The sequence below is a fragment of the Limnobacter sp. UBA7229 genome (assembly GCF_002473065.1).
Lineage (GTDB): Bacteria > Pseudomonadota > Gammaproteobacteria > Burkholderiales > Burkholderiaceae_B > Limnobacter > Limnobacter profundi.
In genome coordinates this window covers 18,410-32,535 of record NZ_DKTN01000020.1, presented here as the reverse complement: position 1 = coordinate 32,535, position 14,126 = coordinate 18,410, and the positions used below count along the sequence as shown (strand labels likewise).

Sequence of the window (14,126 nt, the reverse complement as noted above, 5' to 3'; positions counted from 1 at the left end):
ACTGTCCTTGCTCTGTGTTCTGACTTTAAGCGGCCAATTGTGAAATATCGGCCACGCGGTTCATCAAGCCATGCATGTGTTTCAACAATGCCAAGCGATTATTCTTCAGCGCTTCGTTGTTGTCCATGACCATGACGTTTTCAAAGAAGGCGTCTACATTGGCTTTCAGTGGGGCCAATACCAACAGGGCCTGTTGATAATCACCCTGTTCGAACGCCCGGGTGGCATGTGGCTCCACTTCTTTGACTTGCGCAGCCAGCGCCTTTTCGGCGTCTACCTGTAACAGGCTGGCATCCACGTCAGAAGAACCCACTTCGGTCTTTTTCAGTATGTTGGTGATGCGCTTGTTGGCCGCTGCCAGGGCTTGCGATTCAGGCAATTGCGAGAATGCGCGCACGGCTTCAAGGCGTTTGGGCAGGTCGGCGAACTGGCTCGGGTTTTGACTGAGTACTGATTCAACTTCTGCGGTGGTGTAGCCTTGGTCTTTCAGATACCCGCGCAAGCGGTCTTGGATAAAGCCGGCAAGGCCCTCTACGCTTTGCTTGAAATCAGGGAATGCGGAGAACAGGCTGCTGGCCTTGTTCAATGCGTCGATCAAATCCAGCTTCAGGTTTTTCTCAATCACCATGCGGATCACACCCAGGGCATGGCGGCGCAAGGCAAACGGGTCTTTGTCGCCAGTGGGAATCAGCCCAATGCCATAAATACCTACCATGGTTTCAAGCTTGTCGGCCAATGCTGCCGCCAAGCCAACTGGGTTGCGTGGCAGTTGGTCACCGGCAAAACGGGGGCTGTAATGGTCTGCAATCGCCTGTGCCACATCCGCATGTTCGCCGTCGTGGTGCGCGTAGTGCTCGCCCATATTGCCTTGAAGCTCGGGGAATTCACCCACCATGTCAGTGAGCAGGTCAGCCTTGCAAAGCAGGGCAGCGCGTTTGGCCAGTTCAACATCGGCACCACAAAGGGGTGCCAAGGCGGCGGCGAGCTCAACCAAACGACCGTTGCGGTCCTTCTGGGTGCCCAGTTTGTTGTGGTACACCACATTGGCCAGGCCGGGCAGGCGGCTTTCCAGGGTTTTTTTACGATCTTGATCGAAAAAGAATTTGGCATCCGCCAAGCGCGCGCGCAACACGCGTTCATTGCCGGTTGTGATCAACTGCGGGGTCGATGTAAGCAGGTTTGAAACCAGCAAGAAGCGGTTTTTCATCTTGCCGTTTTGATCGGTGATCGCGAAATACTTCTGGTTGGCCTGCATGGTCAAAATCAGGCACTCTTGCGGCACTTCGAGAAATTCTTTTTCGAAGCCGGCTTCGTACACCACTGGCCATTCAACCAGTGCACACACTTCGTCGATCAAATCTTCGGGTTGTACCACCTTGTCTCCAGCCGCTTGTTCAGCCAGTGATTTCACAATGGCTGCCTTGCGTTTCGTGAAACTGGCGATGACTTTGCCTTCGGTTTCAAGTTGTGTCTCGTAGCTGTCGGCGCTGGCAATATTCAGCACACCCTGGCTCAGGAAGCGGTGGCCCAGTGTAATTCGGTCACTCTCCAGTCCCAATACCTGCGCGGGTACTACCTTGTCACCGTGCAGGCAAACCAGGCGGTGGGCGGGGCGCACAAAATGCACCGTGCTGCCATCTGGGCGCTGGTAACTCATCACCTTGGGAATGGGCAGTTTGGTGGTGGCAGTATCCAGGGCTTTGGTCAGCGAATCTTCAAGCGCCTTGCCTGCCTGGGTGCGCGAAATGTGCAGCACATCCTGTTTGCCATCGCTGATGGTTTCCAGTTGATCCACAGCAATGGCGCCCAGTCCCAGTGAATCCAGTTTTTTCTGCAAGGGTGGGGTGGGCTGTCCGTTGGCATCCAGACCAATTTTTACAGGCAGCAGGCGTTCCTGAATTTTTTTCTCAGGGCTGACCGCAGCCACGTTGGTGATGCGGCATGCCAGTCGGCGTGGGCTGGCAAAAGCTTCCACCGCGCTGTTGTCCGCGAGGTGGCCTTCATCGCGCAGTGTTTTGCTCAGCAGTTCGGCGAACGCGTTGCCCAGTGTTTGTAACGCTTTGGGTGGGAGCTCTTCGGTGAACAGCTCTACCAGTAATGTTGAATTCATGTGTATCAAGCGGCTTGTGAGTTGGGGGTGTTGCACATGGGAAAGCCCAGCTTCTCGCGGGAATCGAAATAGGCCTGTGCCACTGCACGCGACAAATTGCGGATTCGGCCGATGTAAGCCGCACGCTCTGTCACGGAAATGGCACCACGGGCATCCAGCAGGTTGAACGTGTGTGCAGCTTTCAGAATCATTTCGTAAGCGGGCAAGGCCAGGCCAACTTCGATCAAATGTTTGGCCTCAGTCTCGTACTCGCCAAAATGGCGGAACAACATGTCTGCATTGCTGTGTTCAAAGTTGTAAGTGGATTGCTCCACTTCGTTTTGGTGGAACACATCGCCGTAGGTGAGCACTTTCTTGACGCCTTTTTCTTCGCGCTCGGTCCACACCAGATCGTAAACATTTTCCTTGCCTTGCAGGTACATGGTCAGGCGTTCAATGCCGTAGGTGATTTCGCCCAAAATTGGCGAACAGTCCAGGCCGCCCACTTGCTGAAAGTAAGTGAACTGGGTCACTTCCATGCCGTTCAACCACACTTCCCAACCCAAACCCCAGGCACCCAGGGTTGGGTTTTCCCAGTTGTCTTCCACAAACCGAATGTCGTTTTGTTGGGTGTCAATGCCAAGGGCTTCCAGACTGCCCAGGTACAGGTCAATGATGTTTTCTGGCGATGGCTTCAACACAACCTGAAACTGGTAGTAGTGCTGCATGCGGTTGGGGTTTTCACCGTAGCGGCCGTCTTTGGGACGGCGCGAGGGCTGAACGTAGGCGGCATTCCAGGGTTCAGGGCCCAAGGCGCGCAAAAAAGTGGCGGTGTGGCTGGTGCCAGCGCCCACTTCCATGTCGAAGGGTTGCAACAGGGCGCAACCTTGTTGGTCCCAATAGTTTTGCAGGGTCAGAATGGCCTGTTGAAACGTCAGCGGTTTCTTTTGCATGTGCGCCTGTGTCCTTCTTGATTCAATTTTTTGGTCATTGATTGCCCCGTATTGTAATGGTTACCGGGGCTGTCGAGCTTAGAGCGTGCCAATGCACAGGTACTTCATTTCCAGGAATTCCTCAATGCCCCACACCGAGCCTTCCCGACCCAGTCCTGACTGCTTAACCCCGCCAAAAGGACCCACCTCGTTGGAGAAAACGCCCACATTGATTCCCACCATGCCGTATTCCAGTGCGCGACTTACGCGGAACGTGCGTGCCGAGTTCTCGGTATAGAAGTAGGCGGCAAGGCCGTAAGGCGTATTGTTGGCGTAATTGACGGCCTGTTCTTCGGTGTCAAACGGAAAAATGGCAGCAAGTGGCCCAAATGTTTCTTCCTGAGCCACCAGCATGCGATGGTCGGCGTTGTCGATCAGGGTTGGCTGGAAAAAACGGCCACCCAGTTCGTGAGGCTTGCCGCCATGAAGAAGTTTGGCGCCTTTGCTCAGGGCATCGTCCACATGCTTTTGAACTTTGACGACTGCCTGCTCGTCGATCATGGGGCCAATGCTGGCTTTGGTTTTCAGGCCATCGCCCACTTCCAGTTTGGCCACTTTGGCAAGCAGTTTCTCGGCAAAAGCCTGTTGCACGCTGCGTTGAACATAAATACGGTTGGTGCACACGCAGGTTTGGCCAGCATTGCGAAACTTGGAGGCCACCAAGCCTTCCACTGCCTTGTCCAGATCTGCGTCTTCAAAAACAATAAATGGCGCATGGCCGCCCAGTTCAAGGCTTAATTTCTTGATGGTTGGCGCACATTGTTGCATCAGGATGCGGCCCACCTCGGTGCTGCCGGTGAAGGTCAGTTTGCGGACCACCTCACTTTCGCACAACACTTTGCCGATCTCGACAGAACGGCTGGAGTCGCCAGTGATCACGTTCAGCACGCCCGCGGGGATACCCGCCTGGCGGGACAGTTCGGCCAGCGCCAGCGCGCTGAGCGGGGTTTGTTCTGCAGGTTTGATAACCACGGTGCAGCCCGCAGCCAGCGCAGGTGCTACTTTGCGGGTAATCATGGCGATCGGAAAATTCCAGGGTGTAATGGCAGCGCACACGCCGATACCCTGTTTAAGCACCAACAATTCGCGACCCAATTGGGGCGATTCCAGCACGCTGCCTTCAATGCGTTTGGCTTGTTCAGCAAACCACTCCACAAAGCTTGCACCGTAAATGACCTCGCCTTTGGCCTCAGCAAGTGGTTTGCCTTGTTCCAGGGTCATCAAGAAAGCCAGGTCGTCGGCGTTGTCAATAATCAGGTCAAACCACTTGCGCAAAATTTGCGCCCGACTTTTGGCGGTGGTGTTGCGCCAGCTGCTCAGTGCTTTTTCCGCGCACAGAATTGCGTCATGGGTCAGCGCAATGGACGTATTGCCAACCTGCGCAATGGTTTGCCCAGTGGACGGATTGTCCACTTCGAAGTCGGTTTCGCATTCATGAAAGCTGCCGTATACAAACGGATTGGTTTGCAACAGGCTGGGGTTTTTGAACTTGAATTGATGGTTCATTGTTTTGCTTTGGGTACTGCTCATGTCCGTTTCTCTCGTTGTTCAGTGTGCTTCAAGGTTTAGCAGGGCTGTTAGCTGCGCTGTACAGGCGACTGCAAATGTTTCAGTTCGCAACACGCGCTGCGAAAAATTCAGGGGCAAGGCGCCAAGTTGCGTGGCAGCATCAGTCTCTTCAGGTGACCATCCACCCTCAGGCCCTACGCAAATGATCAAAGGTTCCCCAGGGTTAGCTTGGGGCGTCCACTTTCTCAATGCCAGTTCAGCCTGCGGTGTAAACCAAAGTACATGGGCGTTGGGCCATGTGAGCGCGACGTGTTCAAGTGCAGCGGAAAGCGTTCGGACCGGTTCAACCTGGGCCATTTGCCCCCGTTCACTTTGCAGGCTTGCTGCCAACACGACCCGTTCCCAGTGGGCTTGCCGCTTGTTCGCCCGTTCCCCTTCCAGTTTAACCACGCTGCGCTGGGCTTGAACCGGGTGAAAGCCAGCTACGCCCAATTCTGTGCATTTTTCGAGTACCCAATCCATTTTGTCGCCTTCTGGCAATGCCTGAAGCACGTGCACTGGTCGATTTAGCTCGGTGTTTCGCAGGGCCAGTTGCTCGCCGACCTGAATTTGAGCCAGTTTTTTCGACGCATAGTGAATTGTGGCGTGGTACTCACAGCCCTTTCCGTTCCATACGCGCAGCGCCTCTCCTTCTCGCAGGCGCAAAACCCGGGAGGCGTAGTGCATCAAGTCGTCTGACAGATCAAGCACTTGGCCCACGCTATTGCAGTGTTCTAGCAAGAAGCGTGGTAAGCGCTTGCCTTTGTCGTGTTTCATGTTTCCCTGTCTTTATTCAATGGTTTGTCCGCGAAGGGGCGCTTTATTGGAATAGCTTTGATAAAATTCATTTTTTTCCAACTTTGCCACAGGCATAACCCTCAATCCCCATACCTATGTCCTCTTCGTCAAAGAACATGGCCAACGCGATTCGCGCGCTCGCCATGGATGCAGTTCAAGCCGCCAAATCCGGGCACCCTGGCATGCCAATGGGCATGGCCGAAATCGCTGTGGCCTTGTGGGCCCGCCACCTGAAGCACAATCCTCAGAACCCGTTGTGGGCTGATCGTGATCGCTTCGTGTTGTCCAACGGTCACGGTTCCATGCTGATTTACGCGCTGCTGCACCTGACCGGCTATGACCTGCCGATTGAGGAACTGAAAAATTTCCGTCAGCTGCATTCTAAAACACCAGGCCACCCTGAGGTTGACATTACCCCCGGAGTTGAAACCACCACCGGCCCATTGGGGCAGGGTATTGCGAACGCGGTTGGTTTGGCTTTGGCCGAGAAGCTGTTGGCTGCTGAATTCAATGAAGCGGGTTTCCCTGTCGTTGACCACAACACCTACGTGTTCCTAGGCGATGGTTGCCTGATGGAAGGTATTTCTCACGAGGCCTGTTCGCTGGCCGGTACCTTGGGCCTGTCCAAGCTCATCGTGATGTATGACGACAATGGCATTTCCATTGACGGTGAAGTAGAGCACTGGTTTGCCGACAACACGCCCAAGCGTTTTGAAGCCTACGGCTGGAACGTGATTCCGAATGTGAATGGCCATGATGTAGACGCCGTGGATGCCGCAATTGCCCAAGCCAAACAAAACGCTGCCTTGGACAAGGGCCCAACCCTGATTTGCTGCAAAACAAATATTGGTGAAGGTTCGCCCAATTTGGCTGGCACTGACAAAGTGCATGGCGCCCCACTGGGCGAGGCTGAAATTGCCGCTACCCGTGCCGCCATTGGCTGGGAGCATGCGCCTTTCGAGATTCCCGCCGAGGTTTACAACGCCTGGGACGCGCAGGTTGAAGGCGCTGCACGCCAGTCGGCCTGGGACAAACTATTTGAGGCTTACAGCGCCAAATTTCCGGCCAAGGCCGCAGAGTTCAAGCGCCGGATGGCGGGTGATTTGCCTGCCCAGTTTGAACAGACTGCTGCCCGTTTGCTGGCTGAAGTGGCCGCCAAGGGTGAAACAATTGCCACCCGCAAAGCCAGCCAAAATGCAATTACGCTGTTGGCTGCTGAATTGCCTGAACTGCTGGGCGGCTCTGCTGACCTCACTGGTTCTAATCTGACCAACTGGCCCAAATGCGTGGCTGTTCGCCGCAACACCGAAGGCTTCACAGCCGGTAACCACATTAATTGGGGTGTACGAGAGTTCGGCATGAGCGCCGCCCTGAACGGTGTGGCCCTTCATGGCGGTTACATTCCTTTTGGCGCTACTTTCCTGACCTTCTCGGATTACAGCCGCAATGCGCTGCGCATGGCTGCATTGATGAAGAAGCGCAATATTTTTGTGTTTACCCACGACTCAATCGGTTTGGGTGAAGACGGCCCCACCCACCAGCCAGTTGAGCATGCTGCAACCTTGCGTTTGCTGCCGAACATGGACGTGTGGCGTCCCGCTGATTCAGTGGAATCCATGGCTGCCTGGAATAGTGCGGTCATGCGCAAAGACGGCCCCAGCAGCTTGTTGTTCAGCCGCCAAAACCTGCCATTCCTGGCGCGCTCTGAATCGGTATTGAACTCGATCGTCAAAGGCGGTTATGTATTGGTCGATGTGGCCGACGCCAAGGTTACCTTGATTGCCACAGGTTCGGAAATCGAAATCGCCATGAATACGCAGAAAGCTTTGGCTGAGAAAGGTATCGCAGCGCGTGTGGTGTCCATGCCTTCAACCAATGTATTTGATCGTCAAGCAGCAGCCTATAAAGCCGAAGTGCTTGGAACAGCCCCAATCGCAGTCATCGAAGCGGGTATGACCGACAGCTGGTACAAGTACATTGCGCAGGCTGGGGTGAAAGGCACGGTGCTGGGTATGAGCACGTTTGGTGAATCAGCACCAGCAGGCGCCTTGTTCAAGCACTTCGGGCTGACCACCGAGAAATTCACCGAGGCCGCATTGGCTTTGGTACAGAAATAACTGATTTACTTTCAAGGAGATTTGTCATGACCATTCGCGTAGCGATCAACGGCTATGGCCGCATCGGCCGAAACGTACTGCGTGCCCACTATGAAGGCGGCAAAAAACACGACATTCAAATCGTGGCGATCAATGATTTGGGTGATCCCAAAACCAACGCCCACCTGACCCAGTACGACACAGCCCACGGCCGTTTCCCCGGTACCGTGAGCGTGGATGGCGATTACATGGTTGTGAATGGCGACAAAATCAAGGTTTTGGCCAACCGTAATCCCGCTGAATTGCCATGGGGCGAACTGGGTGTAGACGTGGTGATGGAATGCACCGGTTTTTTCACCTCCAAGGAAAAAGCATCTGCCCACCTGAAAGGCGGTGCCAAGAAAGTGATTATTTCCGCGCCTGGCGGTAAAGACGTTGACGCCACAGTCGTATTTGGTGTCAACCACAATGTATTGAAAAGCACCGACACCGTGATTTCCAATGCCTCTTGCACCACCAACTGTTTGGCCCCATTGGTCAAGCCATTGAACGATGCGATTGGTCTGGAAACAGGCTTGATGACCACCATTCATGCCTACACCAACGATCAGGTGTTGACCGATGTTTACCATGAAGACCTGCGCCGCGCGCGCTCTGCCACCATGAGCATGATCCCCACCAAAACCGGTGCGGCCGCTGCGGTTGGTTTGGTATTGCCGGAATTGAACGGCAAGCTTGATGGTTACGCAGTTCGCGTGCCCACCATCAATGTGTCCATGGTTGATTTGTCGTTCATTGCCAAGCGCGACACCACCGTTGAAGAAGTGAACAGCATTTTGAAGGCTGCGGCAGAAGGCCCGTTGAAGGGCGTGTTGGAGTACAACGAGGCACCGTTGGTGTCCATCGACTTCAACCACAACCCGGCTTCCAGCGCATTTGATGCCACCTTGACCAAAGTCAGCGGCAAGCTGGTGAAGGTATCCAGCTGGTATGACAACGAGTGGGGCTTCTCCAACCGCATGTTGGACACCACAGTTGCACTGATGAACGCCAAGTAATTTCCCAGCGTGTAGTGAATGAAAAAACCGGGCCTTGAGTCCGGTTTTTTTTCGCCTTGTATTCCTCAAAAAAACCTCCCCCTTTTGTGGGTCTCCCTACCCCTATTGGTCATGCGAAAAGCCTTGTTTCATGCCGTTAAAGCGGTATTCGTCGGGCTTCGGCGAGGTGGCTGAGAAGTAGGCTCCGTTCTGCTTTCTATTCAACAAATTGATTGCACACCTCGCTGGGTAACCTGAACCCATTGTGATAAGCGAGTACTGCCATGTTGACCTTCCGACCCAAAAAGCAAAAACTGACGCCCCTGCGTGTGCTGGTCACCAGCGTTTTGTTCATGCTTTGGATTGTATTGATTGCACCTGCCCATGCTCAAAGTGGCGGTGCTCAATTCATTGTCAAATTGAAGAACTCGGTTGAGCTAAGCAGTGCGCCGTCCCTGCGCCGCCTGGAAAAAGAAGGTGAATTTCTTGCCGATGTGATGGCGAGAAACAATGTGGATGCCACCTGGTTGCGCGCAGGTTCGGTGGGTACTCATGTGATGCGTTGGGGCAGCAGCGTGCGTGCAGGTGATCAGCAATCCATGCTGAACAGGCTGGTCAGTGATCCCGAAGTTGAATTTGCCATTGAAGATCGTCCAGTGCGCGCCTTTGCAACGCCCAATGATCCAACCTTTGCCAACCAGTGGGCCCTTCGTTCAACGTTCAACACAGCGGGTGCCAAGTTTGATCAGGCTTGGGATATCGTGCGTGGTAGTGCGGATGTAGTGGTGGCTGTGCTGGACACAGGTGTGGTTTTCGAAACCCCGGATTTGATGGGGCGATTGCTCAGTGGTTACGACTTTGTCTCTGACGTACCCACGGCCAATGACGGCAACGGTCGCGATGCCAATGCAGCAGACCCCGGTAACTGGATCAGCAGTGCTGATGCGCAAACCTCGGCATTCTCGGGCTGTAGTGTCAAGAATTCAAGCTGGCATGGCACTTTTGTTGCTGGTCAAATCGCTGCGAATACCCACAGCGACTCTGACGTGGCCGGAGCCGACTGGAATGTGAAGGTGTTGCCGGTTCGTGTGCTGGGAAAATGTGGTGGCTTGCTGTCAGATGTACTGGACGCCATGCTGTGGTCTGCCGGCCTTGATGTACCCGGAATTCCGCGCAATCCTAACCCAGCCGATGTAATCAACCTGAGCCTGGGGAGTCCCACTACTTGTACTTCGTTTGAGCAAACAGTGGTGGATCGGGTGAATGCAGCGGGTACTTTGGTGGTAGCTGCCGCGGGGAACAGCGGTGGTTCGGTTGACTCGCCGGCCAATTGCAACAATGTTCTTTCAGTGGGGGCTTTAGACCGCGATGGCAGCCGCGCCAGTTACAGCGCAATTGGTACGGCAGTAAGCCTGATGGCGCCTGGCGGTTTTAGCAATGGCTTGGTGGGCTTGGGCAATTCAGGTACTACCACACCGGCTTCGGCCAGTTTGGTCAGCAAAACCGGAACCTCGTTTGCTGCGCCTTTGGTGGCGGCCACGGCCGGGTTAATGCGTGCAATCAACCCTGCGCTCAGCACCGCCCAATTGCGTAGCCAAATTTTGGGCAGCACTTCAGGTTTTCTAAGCCCCAGAAGCAGCACTTGCACGGCCAATCAGGGTTCAGGCAGCTGCAATTGCACCACCGCATTGTGTGGCACTGGCATGCTGGATGCCTTTGCAGCGGTATCTGCTGTGAAAGGCACGCGTCCTGTCGCTAACGCCTCCGCTTCAGCCAACGGCTTGGGCACCAGTGGATATCAGGAAAGCGCCACTGGCTTAAACCCGGTTCGCTTGCGCGGTTCGGCCAGCAGTGTGACGGCAGGGCGCAGTATCGCATCGTACTCCTGGACGCAGGTGTCGGGTGAGCAGCTAATGAGTGGCACCCAAACCTCGGCCGACGTGGACTTGCCAGCCCCAACATCAAGTTCTGACCTGGTGTTTCAGCTCACCGTAACCGATTCTGTTGGTGAGGCTCACAGCAGTTTTACCGCCCTGCGAGTCGTGGCCAGTGGTGATGATGGAAGCTCGCCCTCATCGGTAGCCAACGCCAGCTCCGGCGGCACTACCACGCCCACCACCGACAATGGTTCGGGCTCCAGCTCGGCAGTTTCTGCAGGTGGCGGCGGCGGTGGCGGGGGTGCGACTACCTTGCCAGGTTTGTTGCTCTTCACTCTACTGGCTGGGCTGTTCAGGAAGTTGGGTTCTGCTTCAACCTCAATGACCGCCCAATCATAGCCAGTCCAAACAAAACACCACCCAAGGCACCTCCCCTGTGCGCCTCGAAAGCAATCGGGCCTCCCACCAGAGAATCGGTGGTGGGGCCTGAATTCCATTCAAGTATCAGTTTTGCAATAAGCCCGGCAGCAAGCACCCACAACGGCCAGGCAAGGGCAAGTTTGTTTTGGGTTCTGTGCAGCGCAAGCAGAAGGCAGGCTGCGAATTGAAAATGCAGGGCGCCGCTTAAACCGCAATACCATTGAACAGGCTCAATCCAGCTTAAATAAAAAGCGAGCCACAGCAGGGAAAGTAGCTGTACAAACAGCCATTCTCTGTGGCTGCGGTGGTTCGAAAATCCCCAGGCTACAATCGTCAAACCTGCCAGGTTCAGGCTTAGGTGAACCCAACCTAAATGGGTAAACTGAGCTACCAGAACGTAAATGAAGAATGAGTCAATTAAATCAAGCCCTTGCCGGGCAAAGTCGGGTATAAAAACTTGCCCTGCAATTGCCAATATTCCAATCACAAAGGAGTAGGCAACCCCGAGGAAAAGTGGGCTGGGGGCGTTATAATTCCGGATTGTTTCCAATAACCTTCCTTGAGAGTTGAACAGCAATGTTGCGTTTCCTGCGCCTGACCGACCAAAACGTATCCAACAAACGCGTGTTGATCCGCGTCGATTTTAACGTGCCAGTGGATGCAAATGGCAACATCACGGAAGACACCCGCATTCGTGCCTCCTTGCCGGGCATTGAATACTGTTTGAGTAACAATGCTGCTTTGCTGTTGACCAGCCATTTCGGTCGTCCTACCGAGGGTGAGTACGACGAGAAGCTGAGTTTGGCGCCTGTGGCGGCGCGCCTGGGTGAATTGTTGGGTCGCCCTGTGCGTCTGGTGAAAGACTGGGTGAATGGCGTGGACGTGAAAGCAGGTGAAGTATTGCTGCTGGAAAATTGCCGATTCAACAAAGGCGAGAAAAAGAACAACCCTGAACTGGCACAAAAAATTGCTGCGCTCTGTGACATCTATGTTAATGATGCCTTTGGTACCGCCCACCGCGCGGAGGCCACTACGCACGGCGCAGCCCAATATGCGCCAGTGGCATGTGCAGGTCCGCTTCTGGCGGCTGAGCTGGACGCCTTGGGCGCAGCACTTTCAGCACCCAAGCGCCCAATGGTGGCCATTGTTGCGGGTTCGAAGGTATCAACCAAACTGACCATTCTGAACAGCTTGGCCAACAAAGTAGACCAATTGATTGTGGGCGGCGGTATTGCCAACACATTTATGGCTGCGCTGGGTTTGCCCATCGGAAAGTCGCTGGCTGAACACGACCTGGTCAATGAGGCCAAAACAATTATCGACAACATGAAAGCCCGTGGCGCTGCCGTGCCAATTCCCAGTGATGTGGTGGTGGGCAAAGAGTTTTCCCCGACAGCTTATGCCACCAGTAAAAAGGTGGCTGATGTGGCCGCAGATGACATGATTTTCGATATTGGCCCTAACACAGCCGAGGAACTGGCTGCCATTTTGGACAAAGCCGGCACCATTGTGTGGAACGGCCCTGTGGGAGTGTTCGAGTTCGACCAGTTTGGCAAAGGCACTGAGCGCCTGGCCATGGCCATTGCAAATTCCAAGGCCTTTTCGATTGCCGGTGGCGGCGATACCTTGGCTGCGATTTCCAAGTACAACATCGGTGATCAGGTCAGTTATATTTCCACCGGTGGCGGTGCATTCCTTGAATTTCTGGAGGGTAAAACCCTGCCAGCCGTGGAAATTCTTCAACAGAGAGCGGCTTGATGGCCAACTCAGGGAGCAAATTGGTGCCCAACGTGTACGTACCCCGTCAAACCAAAATCGTGGCCACTTTGGGGCCGGCATCCACTGATCCCGCAGTTCTTGAGCGAATGATCGCTGCGGGCATGAATGTAGTGCGTGTCAACTTCTCTCATGGCACAGCCCAAGAGCACATTGACCGGGTCAAAACAGTGCGTGAAATCGCAGCCCGTTTGAAGCGAGACATCGCTGTGATGGCCGATTTACAAGGGCCTAAAATTCGAATTGGTGTGTTTGCAAATGGGTCCACCAACCTCGTCAATGGTCAGCCCTTTGTGCTGGAAGCCAAGTGTGATTCAGGCGATGATGAGCGCGTTGGGTTGGATTATCCCGAGCTGGTGAATGATGTGAAAACAGGGGACACCCTGTTGCTCGATGACGGCAAAATTGTACTGAAGGTCAAAAAAGTAACCCCTAGTCAAATCCAATGCGAAACTGAAGTGGGTGGTGTGCTTAAAAACCGAAAGGGCATCAACAAATTGGGCGGTGGCCTTTCTGCGCCTGCGCTGACATCTAAAGACATGGAGGACATTCGCACCGCGGTGGCTTTCGAGGCAGACTACATTGCGGTCAGCTTTCCAAAAAGCGGCGCAGACATGTACATGGCTCGAGAACTGACTCGCGCAGCAGGTGGCCACGCCATGATGATCGCCAAGATTGAGCGTTGCGAGGCTTTGGAGAATCTGGATGACTTGATTCGCTCTTGCGACGGTTTGATGGTGGCGCGTGGTGATTTGGCAGTTGAGATTGGTGATGCCGCTGTACCTGCAGCCCAAAAGCGCCTGATTCGCGCAGCCCGGGAAGCCAACAAGTTGACCATTACGGCCACGCAAATGATGGAAAGCATGATTGAAAGCCCTGTGCCCACTCGCGCTGAAGTGTCGGACGTGGCCAATGCAGTGCTCGATGGAACCGATGCTGTAATGTTGTCGGCCGAAACCGCTGCAGGCAAGTTTCCTGTGGAAACCATCGTGGCCATGGCCCGAGTGTGCGTTGAGGCAGAAAAGTCAGCCACCATCAGCCTGGACACTGATTTCCTGAACCGCAAATTCAAGCGTGTTGACCAGTCGATTGCCATGGCTGCTTTGTTTACTGCGCACCACCTTGAGGTGAAGGCGATTGCCGCACTGACCCAGTCCGGGTCAACAGCATTGTGGATGTCGCGGTTGAACAGTGGCGTTCCAATTTTTGCACTCACACCCGAGGAAAAAACCCGCCGTCGCTTGTCAATGTATCGCGATGTGCGCACGGTCATGATGCAGTACGAAACAGAAGACCGTGAAGTGTTGCTGGCGAAATCGGAGCAGGCTTTGCTGGATGCCAAAGTGGTTGAGTTGGGTGACTTGATCGTGATCACCATCGGTGAGCCAATTGGTAAATCGGGTGGAACCAACACCATGAAAATAGTTCGCGTTGGCGAACACATTGGCCTGCTGAATTAACCAGTTATTTGACTAATTTTATTTTTCGGAGAC

10 protein-coding genes are annotated in these 14,126 nt (G+C 54.3%); 5 read left to right on the top strand and 5 right to left on the bottom strand.

Annotation, left to right across the window (positions count from 1 at the left end):
• Window positions 1-25: 25 nt before the first annotated feature.
• The 4 genes from glyS to B4C79_RS10945 all read right to left on the bottom strand — a co-directional run bounded on the left by glyS (window position 26) and on the right by B4C79_RS10945 (window position 5,406).
• On the bottom strand, window positions 26-2,110 hold the full coding sequence (gene glyS, locus B4C79_RS10960) for a glycine--tRNA ligase subunit beta (protein WP_008251554.1): 2,085 nt from the start codon (window positions 2,108-2,110) through the stop codon (window positions 26-28).
• A gap of 5 nt (window positions 2,111-2,115) precedes the next feature.
• On the bottom strand, window positions 2,116-3,042 hold the full coding sequence (glyQ, locus tag B4C79_RS10955; RefSeq protein WP_008251553.1) for a glycine--tRNA ligase subunit alpha: 927 nt from the start codon (window positions 3,040-3,042) through the stop codon (window positions 2,116-2,118).
• Window positions 3,043-3,120: 78 nt separating this feature from the next.
• Window positions 3,121-4,611 (bottom strand): NAD-dependent succinate-semialdehyde dehydrogenase, encoded by a 1,491-nt coding sequence (locus B4C79_RS10950; protein ID WP_008251552.1) that lies wholly within the window; start codon window positions 4,609-4,611, stop codon window positions 3,121-3,123.
• Between the two features lie 18 nt (window positions 4,612-4,629).
• On the bottom strand, window positions 4,630-5,406 hold the full coding sequence (locus tag B4C79_RS10945; protein ID WP_291739529.1) for a 16S rRNA (uracil(1498)-N(3))-methyltransferase: 777 nt from the start codon (window positions 5,404-5,406) through the stop codon (window positions 4,630-4,632).
• Between the two features lie 137 nt (window positions 5,407-5,543).
• Between B4C79_RS10945 and tkt the strand changes: the two genes are divergently transcribed.
• From tkt to B4C79_RS10930, 3 genes are all read left to right on the top strand, one after another.
• Window positions 5,544-7,544, top strand: coding sequence for a transketolase (tkt, locus tag B4C79_RS10940; protein WP_291762611.1), 2,001 nt, complete (start codon window positions 5,544-5,546; stop codon window positions 7,542-7,544).
• 26 nt (window positions 7,545-7,570) lie between these two features.
• On the top strand, window positions 7,571-8,581 hold the full coding sequence (gene gap, locus B4C79_RS10935) for a type I glyceraldehyde-3-phosphate dehydrogenase (protein ID WP_008251545.1): 1,011 nt from the start codon (window positions 7,571-7,573) through the stop codon (window positions 8,579-8,581).
• Window positions 8,582-8,844: 263 nt separating this feature from the next.
• Window positions 8,845-10,836, top strand: coding sequence for a S8 family peptidase (locus B4C79_RS10930; protein ID WP_291752288.1), 1,992 nt, complete (start codon window positions 8,845-8,847; stop codon window positions 10,834-10,836).
• Here B4C79_RS10930 and B4C79_RS15885 read toward each other — a convergent pair.
• A complete protein-coding gene (locus B4C79_RS15885; protein ID WP_363608923.1) occupies window positions 10,790-11,344 on the bottom strand; it encodes a rhomboid family intramembrane serine protease in 555 nt (184 codons plus the stop codon). The two genes, B4C79_RS10930 and B4C79_RS15885, sit on opposite strands and share 47 nt — an antisense overlap.
• A gap of 89 nt (window positions 11,345-11,433) precedes the next feature.
• On the opposite strand from B4C79_RS15885, the gene B4C79_RS10925 reads away from it, so the two are divergent.
• Window positions 11,434-12,615, top strand: coding sequence for a phosphoglycerate kinase (locus B4C79_RS10925; RefSeq protein ID WP_008251541.1), 1,182 nt, complete (start codon window positions 11,434-11,436; stop codon window positions 12,613-12,615).
• Window positions 12,615-14,093, top strand: a complete 1,479-nt coding sequence (gene pyk / locus B4C79_RS10920) for a pyruvate kinase (protein ID WP_008251539.1) — start codon at window positions 12,615-12,617, stop codon at window positions 14,091-14,093. The genes B4C79_RS10925 and pyk overlap by 1 nt, the downstream gene beginning before the upstream one ends.
• Window positions 14,094-14,126: the final 33 nt, after the last annotated feature.